Consider the following 18,443-nt stretch of genomic DNA (forward strand, 5'->3'; position numbering starts at 1 on the left):
CCATGCACATTCTTATCGTCACCGACCAGCACCCTGAGTCGCTCGGTGGCGTCCAGGTCGCGCTGCGGTTGCAGCGGCGGTTCCTTGAACGCGCCGGCCACACGGTGAGCATCGCCGCCCCCGCGCTACACCGCAGGGGCTATGAGCCGGGAGCGTCAGACCGGGCCGCGTATATCGACCTTCCGTCGATGCCGATCACGCGAGATCGCGAGTACGGGATCTCGTGGCCGGGGTGGCGGAGCGACCGCGCGCTTGACCTTGCGCTTGCTGCCAGGGAGCAGGCAGGTGCCGCGGCGGTCGACCTGGTGCATGTTCAGGGGGACTTTTGGGGTGCGATGATCGGACTCCGGGCCGCACGCAGACTGGGAGTGCCCGTCGTGTTCACCATGCACAACAACGTGGACGAGGGAACAAGGGCGGTGACGCCGTTCGCGTCGATCGCGTTCGCCTCGCTGCGGATCTGGCGGCGGCTGAGCGTCGGGCGGGTGCCAGCAGCACTACGTGGCCGGGTCGCCGCAGCGGATGGCGGCGCCTGGCGCTACCTTGCCGAACTCACGGCTGGCGCCGCACTCGTCACCGCGCCGTCGGGCCACTTTGCGCGCACGCTTGAGCGGCACGGCGTCGCGCCAGCCGTCGCGGTGACACAGGGCGGCGTCGACGACGAGCTCATCGAGTCTGTTCGACAGGTGCCGCGGAGCGAGCGTGTGCGGCCGCGGCTCGTGTGGCTTGGCCGGATGAGCGGCGAGAAGCGGGTGCTCGAGTTTATTGACGCGCTGGGTGAGTCGCGCGTGGATGCGGATGTCACGCTCCACGGGGCCGGGTTGCTGCTTGCCCGCGTCGAGCGGCGGATTGAGGCGCTCGGATTGCAGGATCGGGTGCGCGTTGCCGGCCCGGTCCCGTACGAGGCGGCACTCCTGGCGATGCGCGACGCTGACGCGCTCGTGCAGACCTCGATCGGGTTCGAAACGCAAGGGCTGACGCCCTATGAGGCTGCCGCGCTCGGCACCCCGACGGTCTTCTGTGACGCGAACATCTCGAAAGACCTTGCGGTTGAGCCGTGCTGGCTCGCGGAGGATGCGAGCGTCGCGGCGCTTGCTGCGGCGCTGAGCCAGGCGGTTGCAGAGCTCAGCGAGCGGCCAGGGGAGCTTCGCGTCCCTGAAAGCGCTGGGCGGCGGCTCTTGCAGTCAACCCAGACTGCTGCGCTCGTGCGCAGCTACGAGCGGGTGCTCGAAGCTTAGAAGCGCCAGGCTACGGCCTGGAAGCCGGCCGGCGGTGCTGGGACCCACGAGGTGTCTTCCTGCACGTAGCCGGAGCCCGTCGGGTTGTTGGACTCGATGATCCGGTAGGTGCCGTCGTCGTTCACGCCCGTGACGAGGACGGTGTGTACACCCGACACCCACGAAGTGGGGAACTGGAGGTGCTCGTACTGAATAACGTCGCCCGCTTGTGCCTCGGTTGGGGCGAGGCGCAGGGCGCCAACGTAGTTGGATACTGGGTCCCCGCCGCCGGTCCATGAACCGCCTCCGGCGCGGATCCAGCGCTGTGCTGAGACGATGCACTCGCCTGCAGCTCCCCAGCCGGTCGCGCGGCTGGTGCCGAGTTCGGCAGTTGCCGCGGCGATCGCAGCGTCAACGTCGAAACCGTGCACTGCGCTTACGGTGCTGCTCTCGCCGTCAGCGAGGACGGTGCTGATCGGGGCGAGCGGTGCGGTACCGGCCTGGGTGCTGAGCGCCTGCGTAGTGAGTGCAACGGTCGGGGTTGTCGCGGCTGCCGTTGCGTTTGCGGTCTCGACCGCGCCTGCTGGCGCTACTCCCAGTGCGAAGGTCACAGCGGCTACAAGCGTGACCACAAAGGGCTTTGCGGGTGATGGCACTCAGGGACTCCAAAAACGTTGAGGATTGCGAAACCGGTGGGCCTGCAACCTTTCCAGTATGCGTTACGATTCCGTTACATTCAAGCTCAGGCCCGTTTTCACAGGTTGACCAGGGGCTTGGCAGGGCGGTGCGCAATTCCGGCGGTCAACGGAATACGCCCTCGTGATCTTTGGGCGGCGGTCTCGTGGCCGCCAAGCCTGCAGGAGCGGCCGCTGAGCAGGCCGGTGGCGCGCGGCGGTCCGCGAACACGCTAGACTTGTCTGCGTTGGCCGGGTTCGCCCGGAAAACAAGGAGGATTCGCCTAGCGGCCTATGGCGCACGCCTGGAACGCGTGTTGGGTTCACGCCCTCGGGGGTTCAAATCCCCCATCCTCCGCGTATAGACACAGCCCCTCACCGAGATGCACTCCCGGTGGGGGGCTTTGTGTTGCCATAATCTTGCCCACTCGGCCGCGTTCGTAGGCAATCCCTAGGTGCCAGACCGTTTCCAGACACAGTTCGGCAACAAAGTGGCCCGATCCAGGCGGTGTATGGAGCGGGATAGGTACTCTGTTTTCATGCGAAGCTCCGTGGCTCGCTACACTCGGCTTCGAGGTTTCAAGACTGAACACACTTCCCTCAATTAGGAGGAATCGATGAAGATTCGCTACGCACTCCCCGCCCTTGCCGCAGTTGCGGCACTCACGCTCGCAGGCTGCGCAAACAATGCGGCCGAAGAAGGTACTGACGGAGTCAAGGCCGACGCGTCAGCGACGATCAAGCCGGACGAGGCAGCTGTTGCGCTCCTTCCGGAGGACATTAAGAGCGCAGGCGTCGTCGTCATTGGCACCGACGCGGAATACCCGCCCAACGAATACAAGAACGATAAGGGTGAGCCCATTGGCTGGGGTGTTGAACTCGCAGAGGCCGTCTCCGCGAAGCTCGGCCTGACGCCAGAGTGGGAGATTCTCGGCTTCGACAGCATTATCCCGCGCATCCAGGAAGGCGTCGTCAACCTCGGCTCCTCCTCGTTCACGGACACCCTCGAGCGGCAGAAGTCGGTCGACTTCGTAAACTTCCTCAACGCAGGCAGCCAGTGGGCAGCGCCGAGCGACGCCGAAATCGACCCGGACGACGCCTGCGGCCTCACTGTTGCGGTGCAGACCGGAACGGTGCAGCACCTCGACGAGATGCCGCGCCGCGATCAGGAGTGCAAGGACGCAGGCAAGCCCGGCATCGAGATCCTGCCATTCGAAGGCCAGCCGGAGGTGACGAACGCGGTGGTGAACGGCATGGCCGACGCTTTCTCAGCTGATCTGCCCGTCACGATCGACGCCGTCGACAAGCTCGGCGACCAGCTCCACGTCGTCGGCGACATGTTCGACGCAGCCCCGTATGGTTTCGCGACGCAGAAGGACAGCGAGATGACGAAGGCCGTCCAGGCGGCACTGCAGTCGCTCATGGACGATGGCACCTACCTGAAGATCCTCACTGATGCCGGCTTCGAGTCGGGTGCGATCACTGAGGCAACCATTAACGCGGCAAAGAACTAGCCGCTCGCTCGACCAGGGGCGGCTGGACATCAGTCCTGCCGCCCCTGTGCCGTCCCATACGCGCCTATCAGGAAGCAAACATATGTCTCACTCAGTTGGTGATGCCGACGAAGAACACGCTCGACCGGAGGAGCTCATCGCGATCAAGCGACGCCACCCCTGGCGCATGCTCGCCGCCGTGGTCATCGTGGTCCTCGCGGCCGTATTCATCTACGACTCAGCGTTCAACAGGCCCGTTTACAACTGGCCAGAGGTCGGAAAGTACCTCTTCGATCAGCGGATTATTACCGCCATTGGCTACACCCTGCAGCTCACGCTCTATTCGATGGTCATCGCGATCCTGCTCGGTGTGCTCCTCGCGGTCATGCGGCAGTCCCCGAACCCCGTCGTCAAGTCGGTGTCGTGGGTCTACCTGTGGATCTTCCGAGGCACTCCCGTCTACGTGCAGCTCACGTTCTGGGGGCTCATCACCGTTGTCTACAAGACCATCACGATCGGCATTCCGTTCACTGAAGCCTTTGTCACGCTGACGACGAAAGACTTCCTCTCCTACTTCACGCTCGCGGTCATCGGGCTTGCGCTCAACGAGGCTGCGTACATGGCAGAGATCGTGCGTGCGGGCTTGCTCGCGGTCGACAAGGGCCAGGACGAGGCGGCAACTGCCCTCGGCCTTGGCTGGTGGCACACCATGACGCGTGTCGTGCTGCCGCAGGCGATGCGGGTCATCATTCCGCCGACAGGCAACGAAGTCATCTCGATGCTGAAAACAACGTCGCTGGTCGCTGCGGTCCCCTTTATCGGCGAGCTGTTCACGCGGTCACGCGATATTGCCGGTGTGACCTACCAGCCGGTGCCCATGCTCATCGTGGCCTCGATCTGGTATCTCGTGGTGACGTCGATTCTCATGGTGGGTCAGTACTATCTCGAGCGGCACTTCGCGAAGGGCGTCGACGCGCGCACTGACGTGCAGAAGCCAACCGTTGAGACGCAAACAATAGGTGTCGTCGGCGACCTGCCGGAGCACGGCGGACCGGCAGGCCCAGGCGCAGGAGGCGGACGATGAACCACACAGAGACTCAGGCTCCGGCCGACACCCCAATGGTGAAGGCCGAGGCTATTTCGAAGTCGTTCGGCTCGAACGAGGTGCTGAAATCGATCTCGCTCGAGGTGCAGCGGGGCGAGGTGCTGTGCTTGGTCGGGCCCTCGGGCTCGGGCAAATCAACGTTCCTGCGCTGCATCAACCACCTTGAGACGATCAACGCAGGCAGGCTGTCGGTGGACGGCAAGCTCGTTGGGTACCGCCAGGTGGGCGACAAGCTCTACGAGATGCACCCGAAGGAAGCCGCAGTGCAGCGGCGAGATATCGGCATGGTGTTTCAGCGCTTCAACCTGTTCCCGCACATGACGGCGCTCGAAAACGTAGCGATGGCCCCGACGCTCCTGAAGAAGGGCTCGAAGGCCGCGCTGCAGTCCAGGGCCATGGAACTGCTGGCTCGCGTTGGCCTCGCCGACCGGCACGACTACTATCCAGCTCACCTGTCTGGCGGGCAGCAGCAGCGCGTCGCGATTGCCCGCGCGCTGGCGATGGATCCCAAGCTCATGCTGTTCGACGAGCCGACGAGCGCGCTCGATCCGGAGCTCGTCGGCGAGGTGCTCGACGTGATGCAGGGTCTCGCGGAGAGCGGCATGACGATGATCGTCGTGACGCACGAGATGGGGTTCGCGAAGCAGGTCGCCGACAAGCTCGTCTTCATGGACGGCGGGGTCGTTGTCGAAGCCGGGGATCCGGTTGAGGTGCTCACCAACCCGCAGCGGGAGCGCACGAAGGCGTTCCTCTCAAAGGTGCTCTAGGGTCGCGCAGGCGACGCGAAAGCCCCACTCACCGGCCAGATGCACTGGCGGCGAGTGGGGCTTTTGGGTCGGTGAACTAGGAGTTCACGCCAAGATCGCGTTTGATCTTCGTGGTTGAGACGCCCTCGGTGCGGTCGAGGTAGACGACGTCGCAGTACGGGGTGAGGATCTCGAAGCGCTCGTCGCCCTCCCAGTCGCCGCCCATCACGACCGTGTCGATCTGGTACTTCTTCACGTCGTCAATCTTCTGCTCCCACGAGTCTTCGGGGATGACGAGGTCAACGTAGCGCACGGCCTCGAGCATGTTCTTGCGTGTTTCGAAGTCGTGGTAGGTCTTCTTGCCCTTGCCCGCGTTGAATTCCTCGGTCGAGGCGGCAACCACGAGGTAGTCGCCGAGGCTCTTTGCGCGCTTGAGGAGCCGGATGTGACCCCAGTGGAGGAGGTCAAAGGTGCCGTAGGTGAGGATCCGCTTCATTCCGCCATCCTATTAGCAGGCTCTGTGTTCCTGTCGTGTTCATGCAGATGCCCTGGCTGTGCGGAGCAATCGTGCGTAGACTCTGTGGCACATGTTTCACTGTTGAAAGGGGAGCGGGAATGGCCGAAGAAACGAAGAAGGCAATGCCGGATCACAACTCGGATCCTGCCCGCACGCCAGGTGATGGCTGGGTTGGCGAGGGTGGAGCATCTCATCTTGGGCCAGCGACGCACATCGCGTCTGGCCGCGATGAGGAAGAGGACTCGGCTGAGTCGGAGGACGGATCATCCGAGGGCACTGACGGCGAGGATGCCGCGGAGCGTTCGGGCACAGAGTAACGCCGAGCCTGGCCGGCCGCGCCCGCTTGGCGTTGGCCGGCAGGCTCAAGCGCCGCCGAGACGCCGCCGAGACGCCGCCGAGACGCCGCCGAGACGCCGCTGGAACACCGCGCAGCCTGGTGGCGCTCGGCCAGCGTTGGGCTGTCGCTAGCCGCGCGTGAGCACGATGATGCCCGCGACCGCTGAGACCGCGGCAAGCAGGAGAGCGAACGAGATGAGCACGGCGTGCACGGTCAGGAAGCGGGTTGCGCGGCCCTGCTCGTCACGGGCGCGCGGATCCTTCGCTACGCGTGTCCAAAATCGTGGCCACACGATGACGTTGTAGACAGCGTTGAGCAGAAGGAGCACACCGGCGAAGACGACCATGCTCTCAGTCTATGGCCGGGTTCGCACCTAGTGCTCACCTAGGCTTGTCCTATGAGTGAGTATCGGCACCTGGTGCGCAAGTGGGTTAAGCCAGAAGATCTGAACCAGCACGACGCACTGTTCGGCGGCAGGCTGCTGCAGTGGGTCGATGAGGAGGCCGCGATTGTCGCGGTCACCCAGCTGGGAACGATCGACATCGTGACGAGGCACATGTCTGCCATCGACTTTGTTTCGCGCGCTGGCCGCGGCGACCTGCTCGAGCTCGAGTACCGCGTGGTCGCATTCGGGCGCACGTCGGTGACGCTCAGCTGCCGCGTGGAGAACGCGGTGACGGGACAGGACGTGCTCAGGCTCGACACGCTGGTGTTTGTTGCTGTTGATCGCGACGGCAAGCCTGCCGAGCACGGCATGACTGCGCCCACCCCAGGGACGGAGCGCATTCGGGACGTCGCGGCAGCGGTGCGCTAGGCGCCCGGGGTGAGGTCGTACGTCACCCACGGCGTCGCTGCGGCGACGCGATCGTAGATGCTGCGTGCGGCGGTGTTTGACTCCGCGGTGATCCAGCGCACGACCGACGCTCCCTCGGCCTGCGCGATCCCGCCGAGGTGGGATAGGAGCGCTGTTGCAACGCCCTGCCCGCGGGCCTCGGGATTCGTGAACAGATCGTCCAGGTATAGTCCCGTGCTCCCCGCGAGCGGGCGAGAAAAGGTGCGAAAGTGCGCGATGCCCACGGGCTTCCCGCCCAGCACAGCGGCGATGCCACGTGTCTCGTGCTCCGGGTCGTTGAGCCACCCCCAGACAGTCTCGATGACCGTCTCGTCGTGCGGCATCCCATAGAAGTCACGGTAGCCGCGGAAGCTCGTCTCCCAAGACTCGCGGTCTCCGGGGGTGATCGCTCGCAAAGTGAGTGCGCTCATTGAACTGCTCCTGTTCTTGTCCGCGCATGGCACGATTCACGCAACGATGCGGGTCGACCTGGCCCATGCTGTCACAACCCTACCCGCCGGGGCGGGGCGACGAAGGAGGCGTCAGACGCGGCGCGCGGCGGACCTGTGCGGCGCGAAGAGCAGCGCAGTGACGGGCGCGATCACCGGTGCGTGGCCGCAAGATAGGTTCGGGCCGACAGGCTTTTGGCCCCAGCAATGGCGAGAAAATGCATTACTTTCGCCCCGAAAGGTGAGATGCTGAGAGAAACTCTCTCACTGGGGGCAATATAAATCCTGATAGGAGCACCGAATCATGTCTGTAACTGATACACCGGAACGCACGGTTGAGTCCCGCGCGACCGACGGAGCAAGAGTTCTGTTCGGCGTCGGCGGCTTGATCGCTATCGTGCTCGGCCTCTTCGTGATCTTCGCGCCGAAGGCTTCTGCTGGCGTGACACTCACGATCATCGCCGCGCTCATCGGGATCTACGCAATCGTCACGGGCATCGTCTACGTTGGCACCGCGATCTTTGCGCGCGGCGTTGGCGGCTGGTCGCGCGTTGGGCACATCTTGCTCGGTGTCCTCTACGTTGTTGGCGGCGTCATCATCATGTCGAACCTCGTGTTCGCCGGGGTCGTCACCGCCCTCATGTTCTCGATCATGGTCGGTATCCTCTGGATCTTCGAGGGCGTACTCGCCTTCGCGACTGCGGCGCAGTCCGACAGCAAGGTCTGGAGCATCATCTACGGCATCATCTCGCTCGTCGCTGGCGTCGTGCTGCTGCTCTCGCCGATGATGGGAGCGGTGACGCTCTGGTGGCTGCTCGGTATTTCGATGGTCGTGCTCGGCGTCGTGCAGGTTGTCAGGGCGTTCCGCGTCGGCAAGTAGTTCCGCGCCACACACACAGCTACACGCAACCGCCCGGTGCCCTCGTGAGAGGCGCGCCGGGCGGTTGCGTGTGTGGCGTTCAACCGGCGGCGCCTGCCGACATGCGCGAATCAGGCCTGCAGCGATTCCGCAGTGATCGCTTCATCCTCAACGGCGAGCAAGACGAACTTGCGCAGGCAGACGAGCGCCGCAGACGCCTTGTCGAACTCAGCGGCGACGAAGCGGTCCGCCGTAATGAGCGCCAGGGCGGAGCGCGCTGGCATGATCGCCCCCTTCAGTTCCTCGCCGCGCGCCGCAGGCGCGATGGCGCGCAGTTCACCCATCGAGGTGAAGATGGGGAGGACGAGCTGCCCCTTCGTCGAGCGGATCGTGCGCACGCGCGGCCCACGCTTGCGCGACGACGTACCCGTGATGTCGACGACAAGGTAGCCCTCCCGCAGCGCGTTCAGGAACGCCGCGAGGTGCTCGTAGTCCGGGGTAGCGGTGAATGCGAGCAGCGCAGCCCGAGCTTCAACGTTCTCGTAGTTCTCGTCAACGCCCTCGGGGATCTCGTGAGTTTCGGCCATACGTCTAGCCTAGGGGGCCTGTTCGTCGCCGATGCCGCGAGCTGCGAGTGCCTGGCCAGTGAGCTGGGCCTGCGAGACGGTGCGGATCACGAGGGGGACCGTCCTGGCTCGGGGGCTGCGCTCGAGCCCGCGTGCGCGAGCCGCAAGCAGGGTGTCGCTCGCAAGCTCCTGAACGGCGGGGATCATCCGGATCGCGAGTGAGAACGTCAGCGCGATCCGCTCGGTGTCGACCCCGAATCGTTCGAGAGGGCGCAGCGCAAAGGAAATCGTCTCAAGCATGTCGCTCGCGCGGGTGCTCGCGGTGACCGCGCTCGCGGCGAAGATGAGCGCGAGGAGGTCCGCGATCACCTCGACGCCGCGCTCCCAGCCGGCGTTCCACGTCTGAAATGCGAATAGGGGCACGCCGATGAGGGCGAAGGTGCGTGCGACGCGCCAAAAGTCGCGGCCGCGTAAGCCGGCAAGCAGTGCGAGCGCGACACCGATCGAGAGCGCGACCACCGCACTCACCCAGCCGCTCACGGTGAGCACGGCGATCGCGAAGGCGAAGAGGCCGAGGAGTTTTGCGCCAGGCCGGAGTGCGTGCAGCGGGCCAGTCTGCGTGACGTAGGCTCCGAGTGCTGCTGGGGCGCCGTTGCCGGTCATGCTGCGGCCACGCTCGCGCGGTAGTGGGCAATCGCGGCGTGCGGTTCGCCGTCGAAGACGACGTGGCCATCGGAGACGACGAGCGTGCGGTCAGCGCGCGCGGCGAGTTCGAGGTTGTGCGTCACGATGACCACCTGCTGCGGCAGTGACAGCAGCAGATCGGCGATAACGCTCGTGTTGCGCAGGTCGAGCAGCGTCGTTGGCTCGTCGGTGACGAGGATCCGTGGGTTGGTAGCGAGAACCGTGGCGATCGCGAGCAACTGCTGTTGCCCTCCAGAGAGCGCGTGCACGCTTCGTTCGGCGAAGCCATCGAGCCCAAAACGTGCGAGCGCAGTGAGCGCTGCAGCGCGTCGGTCTCCCGCGTGCTTGTGCGAGCGGCGGAGGGAGAGCTCGACGTCTTCGATGACCGTTGGCATGATGAGCTGCGCCGCCGGGTCGGTGAACACGAAGCCGACAGCGCGGCGCACCGCTGGCCCGTCGGCGACCGTGTCGAGCGCTGGTGCGGTGGCCGAGGTTGCGCCGTGGCGGTCTGTTCCATCGGCTGCCGCTGCGCTGCCTGCCGCTGCCACCCCTTCTCGGAGCTGCGGCGGCAGGATGCTCACGCTGCCAGAGCTCGGCTCGACGAGGCCGTTGATGAGGCGCGCGAGGGTCGACTTCCCTGAGCCGTTCGCGCCAATCACCGAGACGCGTTGTTCGGTGAGGGTCAACGATACGGGGTGCAGGATCGTCGCGCCGTCGTGGGCGACGACCGCAGCCTGGTTGAACGAGATCACCACGCGATCCTACGCGGAAGCCGGGGTACTTGGGGCGGCAGTCGAGACTGAAGCGCCTCTACCGCGCGTGGGAAGCAGCGCGGGAAAGGCCCGGTGTACAGAGGTGGCGACGATCGCCATAAGGACGTTCTTGAGGATGTCGCCAGGGATGAACGAGAGGCCAAACAGGAAGGCCTGTCCGAGCGAGAGGTCAGCGCGCCACGCCATCCCAAGCGCACCGAGCGGGTAGGTCACGAGGAGCGAAGCTGCGATGCCTGCAAGGAGGATCAGTGGGACGCTCGTCGCGACGCGCTTGCGTGGGAGTCGTTCAACGATCCAGCCGGTGAGCAACGCGGCGAACGGGAATGAGATCAGGTAGCCGACGCTCGGTCCAGCGAATGGGGCGAGGCCCGCCTGGCCGGCACTGAAGACCGGCAGGCCGATCGCGCCCACTGCGAGCCAGAGCAGCACAGCGAGCGTGCCGCGTGTCGCGCCGAGGACGGCGCCAGCGAGGATCACGGCGAAGGTCTGCAGCGTGATGGGCACGACGCCGATGGGGATCGCTGGGAGGAGCGCACATACGGCGATGAGCGCTGCGAAGCTCGCGATCAGTGCGAGATCGGTCGCTGTGCTCCGGCGTTTGCGGGCGGTGCTGGGTGCGGCGGTCATTGTGACTCCAAAGATTGAACCTGAACGGTGTTCTGGTGAACGGTGTTCAGGTTAGCGATAGAGTGGTGCAATGCGCAACACCAGAGCTGACGTCGTCGCCGCAGCGCTGCGTGTGCTCGCCGCCCAGGGGCTTGAGTCGTGCTCGATGCGCCGCGTCGCGGCCGAGCTCGACGTGCAGCCGAGTGCGCTCTACCACCACGTCCCGAACAAGCAGAGCTTGCTCGCGCTCATGGCTGACGAGATCGTCGGGAGCGTCGGTCTTGGCGAGGCGGATCCGCGCCAGCTCTGCACCGAGCTGCGAGACGCGATGCTCGGCGTGCGCGACGGGGCCGACGTCGTCGCGACGGCTGAGGCGTTTCGGCTCGGCTCGTCGGCTATCGAGGAGCGGCTGGCGGAACTCGTGGGTGCCGATGGTGCGCGCACCCTGCTGCTGTTCACGTTCGGTCACGCTCAGGCAACCCAGACGCATCGCCAGGCGGCCGAGTTTGGCGCTCTGCTCCCCGGCGCAGTGGCCGCCGGACAGGGCGGGGTAGGCCCGGGGCTCACGGGCGCAGCGGGTGAAGGCACGGCGAGTGACCTCGATGCCTCGTTCGGGCGCGGAATCAGCATCATCCTTGCCGGGCTGTCGGCGACCTTGCGCTAGTCGGGGCGCCGCCATGAGCGCGTGCACGGCGCGCGTGTGAATAGCCCCGCCGGTCTGGAAACGGGCTGAGAATTGCACAGAGTTCCGCCCTAGGTTCACAGGTCTCCGCGAAACACTGGAAGCTCAGCAAACAGGAAACGAAGGGGGAAAAGCCATGGGTTTTCTTGAAGATGCAAAGGACGATGCGGCTCGAGCAGCGAAGCAAGTCGGCGACGCCGTCGAGGACACGGTTGATCGCGCGAAGGACAAGGTCGACGAGCTGCAGGCCGAGGGCGACGTGAAGCGCGCCGAGGCCGAACGCGACGCCGTGAAGGCCAGAAACGAAGTAAAGGACGAGCTGCGCGGGAACTGACCCCGCACCTCGAGTAGCCAAACGCCTGGCGCCCCAATCCGGTAAGGCATTGGGGCGCCAGGCGTTTGTTGTCGCGCGCCGCACCGCAGTCAGCGTTCCGGGTGCGGTCGCGCTGGCAAGCCAACCCAGTCGGGCCGGTCCGCGGTGCTAGCCGAAGGCGATGAGCGCACCCCAGCCGAGCGTCGCGGCCACGATGAGGGCGATCGTTACATAGCCGAGGATGAGCCCGCCTATCGCCTTTCCCTTGCCTGCGCCGCCCCGCTTCGCCCGCTGGAGACCGGCATGCCCGAAAATGATTGCGAACAGCGCCGGCAGGAAAGCGACGAACGACGCGACGATCCCGATGACGGGAAATGGGGCCCATACGCCGACGAGGCCAGCGATGATGCCGAACACAAGCGACGTGACCGCCATCCCGTTGCTCGGCGGGGGGACAGGCTGCTGATACACAACGCGCTGTGGCTGCTCCGGGCTCATAGCTTGATAGTACCGATGGTCGTCCTGGCGCGACATCATCACTCCGCCTGCGCGTACGCGCCCTCGTGCTCGTTGCGCAAGACCTTCTTGTCGAGCTTGCCGACCCCGGTGCGCGGGAGCTGGCTCACGTGAATGACCAGATCGGGAAGCTGCCACTTGGCGAATGCTCCTGCGAGCGCAGCGTGCACCTCGGCTACGGAAATCGGCTCCCCGTCGGTCGTGACGACCAGGGCGAGCGGGCGCTCCTCCCACTTCGGGTGGGGCACGCTGATCACGGCGGCGTCAGCAACGCGATCCATTCCGACGATGGCGTTCTCCATGTCGATGGAGGAGATCCACTCGCCCCCACTCTTGATAACGTCTTTGAGGCGGTCCGTGAGTTTCAGGTACCCGTGCTCGTCGAGGCTTCCCACATCGCCGCTGCGCCAGTAGCCGTCGAAGAAGTGCTCGGAATCGTCGTCTTGGTCGTGATACCGGTCGGCGATCCACGGGCCGCGAAGCAGAACCTCCCCGACGGTCTTCCCGTCGCGCGGGACGTCGTTGCCCTCGGCGTCGACTACGCGAATGTCGACGCCGACGATCGGAAGGCCCTGACGGCGCTTAAGGTCCCACTGCTCCTCCTCGGAGAGCGTCCCACGCATCGCGGGTTTCATTCCCATGTTGACGCTCACAAACGGTGATGTCTCGGTCGCACCGTACGCGTGGATCACCTCGGCACCCGTGGTCTCTGCAAACTCGCGCATGAGCGAGAGTGCCGGCTCCGTCGAACCCGAGATGAGGCGAGCTCCGGAGAGATCTGGCGGCGCCGTGAGGGTCTTCATGTAGCCGAGCATCGGCTGGAAGATCGCCGGAGCGCCGTTCGCTACCGTCACCCCCTCCTCGATGAGTTTGTCGACGAGCGCAGGTAGATCCTCCGCCTGGTAGCGCCCGGGAAGCACGAGTCGGGCCGCGCTCAAGACGGCCGCCTGCGGAAACCCCCAGCTTTGGCAGTGGAACATCGGCGTCACCGGCATCACGGTGTCGTCAGGGCCCATCCCCAGCGCGGCAGCGGTCGTCATCGTGTGGAGGTAGATGCTGCGGTGCGAGTAAAACACGCCTTTCGGTCTGCCAGTCGTGCCCGTCGTGTAACAGGCGCTGTACGCGGAACGCTCATCAATGACGGGCCACGCAAACTCGGGGTCCGCCGCTGCGACGAGGTCCTCAAAGTGCCGCGCACCGGGGAGGCTGGTGGAGATCTCAGACATCGGCCTGTCAGACATGATGACCCACTCGCGCACGCCCGTGGACTGCGCGGCGAGCGCTTCGGCGACGGGAATAAGGGTTTCGTCGACGAGGATGACGGAGGCGCCGCTGTGCGCCACAACGTAGCCGAGATCCTGCGGTGCGAGTCGCAGGTTCATCTGGAGCATCACCGCGGCGGTTCCTGGGATCGCCCAATACAGCTCAAAGTGACGCTTGCTGTTCCAGTCGAGGATCCCGACAACGTCGCCGGGGGCGACGCCGAGACCGCCGAGCGCGTTCGCGATCCGCTGCGCCCTGGCGTACGCCTCCCCGTAGGTGTAACTCTCCCACCCTCCTGTCGGAGTGCGGAAGATGATCTCCTGCTCGGGGTAGGTGCGCGCTGCGTGGCGGATGATCGTGCTCGTGTTGAGTTGGTAGCTGTCCCCAATGGTCGATGGCAATCCGGTAACAAACTGAGCGGTCATGATTCCTCCTCGAAACGTTGACTCAGTGCGGGGTCTGGGAGTGGGGTCTGGGGGTGGGGGACACGCTGCGCGGCTGCTCCCGCGGTTGGATGCACGCGCGCGAGCGGCACATCGGCACTTTCGGCTCGCCGTAGCCACGCTTCGGTCGGCTTTGAGCGGAACGCGGTTGTGAGCGCTTCGCGTGAGGATCCGCCGACCATGGCGGCGAGTCGTCTGCGGAAGTGTGGTTCGAGGGCGGCGAGCGCGACGTGGCCGTCCGCGGTTTCGTAGATGCCGTAGGCCGGATCGCCACCGCCAAGCACGCCATCCGGAGTTGTGAGGCCGAAGCGACCGGGTGCACCGGCGTCGGCGGCGGCAGCTTCGATCACCACGCGCTGGTGGTCGCCGCGCCCTGTTCGCTTTTGGGTAAGGATCGCGAGCAGGGCGGCGGACACCGTGCGCTCCGCGGCGAGGAGGTCGGCGATGAGTGCCTGTGGCAGCGCGGGCGGTGTGAGGAGCCCGTGCTCGGCCTGGTAGGTGAGGTCGTGGCCTGGGGCCTCTGCTCGCTCCCCTGATGAGCCGACGATCTCAACGACGGAGAGCTTGGGGAAGCTGTGAGCGATTCCCGTGAGGCCGAGCCTGCGCGCGGCGGAGGGACGCAGCGAGGTGACGAGTATGTCCGCGCTCGCGAGCTCCTCCTCGAACGCAGCGTGATCCGTTGGGTCCTTGAGGTTCAACCGACGTACGAGTTGCCCCGCACAGAGCTCCTCGTACCAGGCTGGCGCGACCATCGCGAGCGGGTCGCCTGTTGGTGGCTCGATCTTCACGACCGATGCGCCGAGCGCCGCGAGCCGAGCAACGCCGATCGGCCCTGGCACGTTCAACGCCAGCGATGTGACCCGAACTCCGTGAAGTGGCAACGTGTGTGACACCTGCGTCTCCCTGTTTCACTACAACTGTACAGCGACTCGCTGTGTTGCGTGAGGGGTGATGCGATGCGCTGCCAAGCGCGGCGGCTAGAACAGGGTGTTCTTGTCTTCCATTCCGCGCATCGCGTCGTAATCGAGCACGAGGCAGCGGATCCCGCGATCCTCCGCGAGGGTTCGCGCCTGCGGCTTGATCTCCTGCGCCGCGAAGACGCCCTGCACGGGGGAAAGTTTCGGGTCGCGGTTCATGAGCTCAAGGTAGCGAGTGAGCTGCTCGACGCCGTCGATGCCGCCGCGGCGTTTGATCTCAACAGCGACCGAGGCGCCGCTCGCGTCGCGCGCGAGGATGTCGACGGGGCCGATCGCCGTCATGTACTCGCGGCGCACGAGCGAATGGCCGTCGCCGAGTAGATCGATCTGCTCCGCGAGGAGCTCCTGCAGGTGCGCTTCGACGCCGTCCTTGATCAGGCCAGGATCCACACCAAGGTCGTGTGAGGAGTCGTGGATGATCTCAAACAGCGACACGATGAGCTTGTCTGCGGTCTTCTTGTGCGTGACCTGCCACTGTTCGACGATGCCGGCCTCGCGCACCTCGTCGTCGAGTTCGAGTGTCTCGTGGGAGCATGGCGGGCTCATCCAGTTCAGCGGCTTGTATGAGCCACCGTCTGAGTGGACGAGGATACTCCCGTCGCCCTTCAGCATGAGCACGCGCTTGGCGCGCGGCAGGTGCGCCGAGAGACGACCCGCATAGTCAACGGAACAGTCAGCAACCACGATACGCACCGTGCCAGTTTAGCCGGTTGCGCCGCTTCCCGCCTTGCGCCCTGGCTCGCGTGCCGCGCCCGCAGCGAAGATCACGAAGATGAGGAACACCGCGATTGGGAGGAACGCCCTGAGGAGTCCGAAGTGTTCGCCAAGGAACCCGATCGCCATGGGGCCGACGAGGAACGCTGCGTAGGTGATGGCGGAGACAGTAGCGACACCGCGCACGGCTTTCTCCGGGTCGTCGGCTGCGGCAGACACCCCGATCGGGAAGCCGAGCGCGCTGCCGATGCCCCACAGCGCGGCGAAAACGTACGACGCCCACGGGAAGGGGACAACGTTCAACAGCACGATGCTGCTGCCAGCGACGACCGCACTCGCACGAAGAATCCAGACCCTGCCGAACCGGCCAAGCAACCAACTTCCCGCGGCTCGCGTCGACAGCATCGCGACGAAGAACACGCCGAGCGCGAGCGCAGCTGCCGGGTTCGAGAAGCCCCGGTGATCTGCGAGGGCGAGCGGGAGCCAGTCGGTCGCTGTTCCCTCCGTCAGCCCCATGCTCATCGCGAGCAGGCCAATCACAATGATGCGTGGGTCGCGCCACGGGTTGTAGCTCGCGGGTCGCTGCTTCACCGCCTCCACCGCGGGGGTGGCCAGCAACTGGATCGGGCCAGTGTTCGTGGTCACGACGAGCGGCTCGCCTGCCGGGGCCGCAGGCTCCACCCGCGGGATCCGCTGGATTGCGAAGAGGATGCCAACGACGATGACCGCGAAGACGATCCCGAGGTGGATGGGCACCGGAACCTTGAACGTTTCCGCGAGCGCACCGACACCCATGGCGCTCACCCCGCCGAGGCTGTAACCGCCGTGGAGCAGTGGCATGCGCGGCTTCCCAAGCGCACGCTCCGCCGCGGCCCCACTGACGTTCATCGCCACGTCGCTCGTGCTGAAAAAGAAACCAAAGACCGCGAGTGCGAGCATGCCGGGGGCCGCGAAACCAAACCACAGCAGCGTCGCGCCGAGCGGCATGAAGAGCGCCTGGCCGAGGGCGCCGTAGTAGATCGTTCGCCGCGGGCCAAGCCACGTGACCGTGCGACCGGCAATGACGAGCCCGATGACCGACCCGGTCGCGAGCACGAGACCGATGATGCTCATCTGCAGCGTGCTGGCGCCGAGATGGTCACGCACGGCAGGGATGCGGGCAAGCCAATTGCCGAACCCGAACCCGAACATCGTGAAGACGATGAGTACGCCAAACGTCCACCCCGAAGGCGTGATCTGAGAATCCTTTGCGGCCACAGAACTCCTGACGAAACAAGGTGACCGCGCGGCGGCTGAACTCCACCATTCTACGGCCGCGTTACGCTCCGAGCACGATCCATTTTCCGCCGCGGGTGCGCAACCCGAGCGTGGTTGCGCGCGCGAGCATGAACACGATCATGAAACTTGCGACGATCGCGACCAGCGCAGCCGTTCCGGTCGGCACCAGACGCGTCGCCAACCACAGCACAGGCAGGTACACGGCGAGGTTCAGCATGCTCGTCCACGCGAGATACCGCGCGTCACCCGCGCCCATAAGCACACCGTCGAGCACGAATACGAGGCCACCGAGTGGCAGTGACGCCCCGAGCACAATGAGGGCGGGTGGAAGGATCGCGAGTACGCCGGCGTCACTCGTGAATGCCATGCCAATGATGGGACTGCCGAGCGCGAGCACCGCCCCGATCGCCGCACCGGAGGCGAGCCCCCAGAAGATCGTTCGGGCAACCACACGACGCGCCTGCGCAGCGTTGCGGGAACCGAGCGCGTCACCGATGAGCGCCTGCGCCGCGATCGCGAGCGCATCGAGCGCGAACGCCGCTGTCGAGAAAATGGTGAACACCACCTGATATGCCGCAGTCGCCTCCGTGCCGTGGCTCGTCGCAGCGAAAACCGTTGCGAGGAACGCGGCCCTGAGTCCGAGCGTGCGGATGAAGAGCCAGCCACCTGAGCGCCCCGCCCGCGACAGGCCGTCGCGCTGTGGCAGCCAGCTCGCGCGTGCCTGCCTCGCGTGCCGCGCAACGACGACGACGTAGACGAGCACCATGCCCCACTGCGCGGCCACCGTGCCCCACGCGCTCCCAGCGATGCCCCACCCAAGGCCGTAAATGAACCACCAATTGAGCAGCGCGTTCGCGGAGAACCCGATCGTCGCTACATAGAGCGGTGTGCGCGTGTCTTGGAGGCCGCGGAGCAGGCCGGTGGCGGCGAACACGAGGAGCATCGCCGGGATACCGAGGCATGACACCGTGAGGTAGGCGAGCGCCTGCGCTGTCGTCTCAGCGCTCGCACCGAACGCGCGCACCAGCGGGGCGCTGAGTAGCCACAGCGCACCGCCAACGACGACGCCAATGCCGAGCGCAAGCCAGAACCCGTCGATGCCTGCCTGGACGGCGCCGCGCACATCCCCAGCCCCGCGCCTGCGCGCAACCATCGGGGTCGTGGAATACGCGAGGAAGATCATGAGGCCAACAGCGGTCTGCAGGATAGCGCTCGCGATCGCCAGCCCAGCGAGGGGAGCGGCCCCGAGGTGGCCGATGAAGATCGCGTCGAGGGTGAGGAGCAGCGGCTCGACGATGAGCGCGCCGAGCGCGGGAATCGCGAGCGCAGCGATCCGCCGATCGATAGCCCTGCGACTGTCGCGCCAAGGGCCGGCCCCGGCAACTTCCCCCACCATGGG

At 65.7% G+C, this 18,443-nt stretch carries 23 protein-coding genes and 1 tRNA gene; 10 read left to right on the plus strand and 14 right to left on the minus strand.

All coding sequences use genetic code 11. The features are described from left to right. Positions 1 to 2: 2 nt before the first annotated feature. The gene (locus SD72_RS09795; RefSeq protein ID WP_042544276.1) at positions 3 to 1,238 is read left to right on the plus strand and encodes a glycosyltransferase; all 1,236 of its coding nucleotides are present in this window, start codon (positions 3 to 5) and stop codon (positions 1,236 to 1,238) included. On the opposite strand, the gene SD72_RS09800 is transcribed toward SD72_RS09795, so the two are convergent. Next, positions 1,235 to 1,873 carry a lipase gene (locus tag SD72_RS09800; RefSeq protein ID WP_157000535.1) on the minus strand — a complete coding sequence of 213 codons (639 nt, stop codon included), beginning with the start codon at positions 1,871 to 1,873 and terminating at the stop codon, positions 1,235 to 1,237. The genes SD72_RS09795 and SD72_RS09800 overlap by 4 nt on opposite strands. A gap of 291 nt (positions 1,874 to 2,164) precedes the next feature. On the opposite strand from SD72_RS09800, the gene SD72_RS09805 reads away from it, so the two are divergent. From SD72_RS09805 to SD72_RS09820, 4 genes are all read left to right on the plus strand, one after another. After that, positions 2,165 to 2,249: transfer RNA gene (locus SD72_RS09805), tRNA-Ser, on the plus strand. Positions 2,250 to 2,508: 259 nt separating this feature from the next. Continuing rightward, the gene (locus SD72_RS09810) at positions 2,509 to 3,405 is read left to right on the plus strand and encodes an ABC transporter substrate-binding protein (RefSeq protein ID WP_042544278.1); all 897 of its coding nucleotides are present in this window, start codon (positions 2,509 to 2,511) and stop codon (positions 3,403 to 3,405) included. Positions 3,406 to 3,487: 82 nt separating this feature from the next. Further along, a complete protein-coding gene (locus SD72_RS09815; protein WP_042544279.1) occupies positions 3,488 to 4,468 on the plus strand; it encodes an amino acid ABC transporter permease in 981 nt (326 codons plus the stop codon). Then, positions 4,465 to 5,256: an amino acid ABC transporter ATP-binding protein gene (locus tag SD72_RS09820; protein ID WP_042544280.1), complete on the plus strand. Its 792-nt coding sequence runs from the start codon at positions 4,465 to 4,467 to the stop codon at positions 5,254 to 5,256. Before SD72_RS09815 ends, SD72_RS09820 begins: the two co-directional genes overlap by 4 nt. Before the next feature lie 76 nt (positions 5,257 to 5,332). Here the strand turns inward: SD72_RS09820 and tagD are convergent, their stop codons facing one another. Further along, entirely contained in the window at positions 5,333 to 5,731 is a 399-nt protein-coding gene (gene tagD, locus SD72_RS09825; protein ID WP_042544281.1) for a glycerol-3-phosphate cytidylyltransferase, read from the minus strand. Positions 5,732 to 5,850: 119 nt separating this feature from the next. Here tagD and SD72_RS09830 point away from each other — a divergent pair, with 119 nt between their 5' ends. Beyond that, positions 5,851 to 6,069 carry a hypothetical protein gene (locus SD72_RS09830; RefSeq protein ID WP_042544282.1) on the plus strand — a complete coding sequence of 73 codons (219 nt, stop codon included), beginning with the start codon at positions 5,851 to 5,853 and terminating at the stop codon, positions 6,067 to 6,069. Positions 6,070 to 6,216: 147 nt separating this feature from the next. Here the strand turns inward: SD72_RS09830 and SD72_RS09835 are convergent, their stop codons facing one another. Beyond that, positions 6,217 to 6,435: an SCO4848 family membrane protein gene (locus tag SD72_RS09835; RefSeq protein ID WP_042544283.1), complete on the minus strand. Its 219-nt coding sequence runs from the start codon at positions 6,433 to 6,435 to the stop codon at positions 6,217 to 6,219. A 51-nt stretch (positions 6,436 to 6,486) separates the two neighbouring features. Between SD72_RS09835 and SD72_RS09840 the strand changes: the two genes are divergently transcribed. Beyond that, positions 6,487 to 6,903 (plus strand): acyl-CoA thioesterase, encoded by a 417-nt coding sequence (locus SD72_RS09840; RefSeq protein WP_042544284.1) that lies wholly within the window; start codon positions 6,487 to 6,489, stop codon positions 6,901 to 6,903. Here SD72_RS09840 and SD72_RS09845 read toward each other — a convergent pair. After that, complete coding sequence (locus SD72_RS09845; RefSeq protein ID WP_042544285.1) at positions 6,900 to 7,352, minus strand: GNAT family N-acetyltransferase; 453 nt, start codon at positions 7,350 to 7,352, stop codon at positions 6,900 to 6,902. The two genes, SD72_RS09840 and SD72_RS09845, sit on opposite strands and share 4 nt — an antisense overlap. Before the next feature lie 322 nt (positions 7,353 to 7,674). On the opposite strand from SD72_RS09845, the gene SD72_RS09850 reads away from it, so the two are divergent. Further along, positions 7,675 to 8,250, plus strand: a complete 576-nt coding sequence (locus SD72_RS09850) for an HdeD family acid-resistance protein (protein WP_042544286.1) — start codon at positions 7,675 to 7,677, stop codon at positions 8,248 to 8,250. Between the two features lie 110 nt (positions 8,251 to 8,360). Here SD72_RS09850 and SD72_RS09855 read toward each other — a convergent pair whose 3' ends face one another. The 4 genes from SD72_RS09855 to SD72_RS09870 are packed head-to-tail and all read right to left on the minus strand — an operon-like array spanning position 8,361 to position 10,879. Further along, a complete protein-coding gene (locus tag SD72_RS09855; protein WP_042544287.1) occupies positions 8,361 to 8,816 on the minus strand; it encodes an SseB family protein in 456 nt (151 codons plus the stop codon). A 9-nt stretch (positions 8,817 to 8,825) separates the two neighbouring features. Continuing rightward, positions 8,826 to 9,458 carry an energy-coupling factor transporter transmembrane component T family protein gene (locus SD72_RS09860; RefSeq protein ID WP_042544288.1) on the minus strand — a complete coding sequence of 211 codons (633 nt, stop codon included), beginning with the start codon at positions 9,456 to 9,458 and terminating at the stop codon, positions 8,826 to 8,828. After that, positions 9,455 to 10,231: an energy-coupling factor ABC transporter ATP-binding protein gene (locus tag SD72_RS09865; RefSeq protein WP_042544330.1), complete on the minus strand. Its 777-nt coding sequence runs from the start codon at positions 10,229 to 10,231 to the stop codon at positions 9,455 to 9,457. The genes SD72_RS09860 and SD72_RS09865 overlap by 4 nt, the downstream gene beginning before the upstream one ends. 9 nt (positions 10,232 to 10,240) lie before the next feature. Further along, entirely contained in the window at positions 10,241 to 10,879 is a 639-nt protein-coding gene (locus SD72_RS09870) for a biotin transporter BioY (RefSeq protein WP_042544289.1), read from the minus strand. A 70-nt stretch (positions 10,880 to 10,949) separates the two neighbouring features. Here SD72_RS09870 and SD72_RS09875 point away from each other — a divergent pair, with 70 nt between their 5' ends. Both SD72_RS09875 and SD72_RS09880 read left to right on the plus strand, forming a co-directional pair. Then, positions 10,950 to 11,522 carry a TetR family transcriptional regulator gene (locus tag SD72_RS09875; RefSeq protein WP_042544290.1) on the plus strand — a complete coding sequence of 191 codons (573 nt, stop codon included), beginning with the start codon at positions 10,950 to 10,952 and terminating at the stop codon, positions 11,520 to 11,522. 154 nt (positions 11,523 to 11,676) lie between these two features. Beyond that, complete coding sequence (locus SD72_RS09880; RefSeq protein WP_042544291.1) at positions 11,677 to 11,874, plus strand: hypothetical protein; 198 nt, start codon at positions 11,677 to 11,679, stop codon at positions 11,872 to 11,874. 147 nt (positions 11,875 to 12,021) lie between these two features. Here the strand turns inward: SD72_RS09880 and SD72_RS09885 are convergent, their stop codons facing one another. The 6 genes from SD72_RS09885 to SD72_RS09910 form a co-directional block, all read right to left on the minus strand. Further along, entirely contained in the window at positions 12,022 to 12,351 is a 330-nt protein-coding gene (locus tag SD72_RS09885) for a hypothetical protein (protein ID WP_157000536.1), read from the minus strand. Positions 12,352 to 12,389: 38 nt separating this feature from the next. After that, positions 12,390 to 14,057 carry a long-chain-fatty-acid--CoA ligase gene (locus SD72_RS09890; RefSeq protein ID WP_042544293.1) on the minus strand — a complete coding sequence of 556 codons (1,668 nt, stop codon included), beginning with the start codon at positions 14,055 to 14,057 and terminating at the stop codon, positions 12,390 to 12,392. Further along, complete coding sequence (locus tag SD72_RS09895) at positions 14,054 to 14,968, minus strand: CoA transferase (RefSeq protein WP_084767098.1); 915 nt, start codon at positions 14,966 to 14,968, stop codon at positions 14,054 to 14,056. Before SD72_RS09895 ends, SD72_RS09890 begins: the two co-directional genes overlap by 4 nt. Before the next feature lie 84 nt (positions 14,969 to 15,052). After that, positions 15,053 to 15,745, minus strand: a complete 693-nt coding sequence (gene nucS / locus SD72_RS09900; RefSeq protein WP_042544294.1) for an endonuclease NucS — start codon at positions 15,743 to 15,745, stop codon at positions 15,053 to 15,055. A gap of 9 nt (positions 15,746 to 15,754) precedes the next feature. Then, positions 15,755 to 17,023 (minus strand): MFS transporter, encoded by a 1,269-nt coding sequence (locus SD72_RS09905; protein WP_042544295.1) that lies wholly within the window; start codon positions 17,021 to 17,023, stop codon positions 15,755 to 15,757. 61 nt (positions 17,024 to 17,084) lie between these two features. After that, on the minus strand, positions 17,085 to 18,440 hold the full coding sequence (locus tag SD72_RS09910; RefSeq protein WP_042544296.1) for an MATE family efflux transporter: 1,356 nt from the start codon (positions 18,438 to 18,440) through the stop codon (positions 17,085 to 17,087). Between the last annotated feature and the right edge of the window lie 3 nt (positions 18,441 to 18,443).

The sequence above is a fragment of the Leucobacter komagatae genome (genome assembly GCF_000834055.1).
Lineage (GTDB): Bacteria > Actinomycetota > Actinomycetes > Actinomycetales > Microbacteriaceae > Leucobacter > Leucobacter komagatae_A.

Bases quoted from the DNA above. Each gene is read 5' to 3' on its own strand.
- SD72_RS09795 (WP_042544276.1), top strand. From the start codon at position 3: ATGCACATTCTTATCGTCACCGACCAGCACCCTGAGTCGCTCGGTGGC.
- SD72_RS09810 (WP_042544278.1), top strand. From the start codon at position 2,509: ATGAAGATTCGCTACGCACTCCCCGCCCTTGCCGCAGTTGCGGCACTC.
- SD72_RS09815 (WP_042544279.1), top strand. From the start codon at position 3,488: ATGTCTCACTCAGTTGGTGATGCCGACGAAGAACACGCTCGACCGGAG.
- SD72_RS09820 (WP_042544280.1), top strand. From the start codon at position 4,465: ATGAACCACACAGAGACTCAGGCTCCGGCCGACACCCCAATGGTGAAG.
- tagD (WP_042544281.1), bottom strand. From the start codon at position 5,731: ATGAAGCGGATCCTCACCTACGGCACCTTTGACCTCCTCCACTGGGGT.
- SD72_RS09830 (WP_042544282.1), top strand. From the start codon at position 5,851: ATGGCCGAAGAAACGAAGAAGGCAATGCCGGATCACAACTCGGATCCT.
- SD72_RS09835 (WP_042544283.1), bottom strand. From the start codon at position 6,435: ATGGTCGTCTTCGCCGGTGTGCTCCTTCTGCTCAACGCTGTCTACAAC.
- SD72_RS09840 (WP_042544284.1), top strand. From the start codon at position 6,487: ATGAGTGAGTATCGGCACCTGGTGCGCAAGTGGGTTAAGCCAGAAGAT.
- SD72_RS09845 (WP_042544285.1), bottom strand. From the start codon at position 7,352: ATGAGCGCACTCACTTTGCGAGCGATCACCCCCGGAGACCGCGAGTCT.
- SD72_RS09850 (WP_042544286.1), top strand. From the start codon at position 7,675: ATGTCTGTAACTGATACACCGGAACGCACGGTTGAGTCCCGCGCGACC.
- SD72_RS09855 (WP_042544287.1), bottom strand. From the start codon at position 8,816: ATGGCCGAAACTCACGAGATCCCCGAGGGCGTTGACGAGAACTACGAG.
- SD72_RS09860 (WP_042544288.1), bottom strand. From the start codon at position 9,458: ATGACCGGCAACGGCGCCCCAGCAGCACTCGGAGCCTACGTCACGCAG.
- SD72_RS09870 (WP_042544289.1), bottom strand. From the start codon at position 10,879: ATGACCGCCGCACCCAGCACCGCCCGCAAACGCCGGAGCACAGCGACC.
- SD72_RS09875 (WP_042544290.1), top strand. From the start codon at position 10,950: ATGCGCAACACCAGAGCTGACGTCGTCGCCGCAGCGCTGCGTGTGCTC.
- SD72_RS09880 (WP_042544291.1), top strand. From the start codon at position 11,677: ATGGGTTTTCTTGAAGATGCAAAGGACGATGCGGCTCGAGCAGCGAAG.
- SD72_RS09885 (WP_157000536.1), bottom strand. From the start codon at position 12,351: ATGAGCCCGGAGCAGCCACAGCGCGTTGTGTATCAGCAGCCTGTCCCC.
- SD72_RS09890 (WP_042544293.1), bottom strand. From the start codon at position 14,057: ATGACCGCTCAGTTTGTTACCGGATTGCCATCGACCATTGGGGACAGC.
- SD72_RS09910 (WP_042544296.1), bottom strand. From the start codon at position 18,440: ATGGTGGGGGAAGTTGCCGGGGCCGGCCCTTGGCGCGACAGTCGCAGG.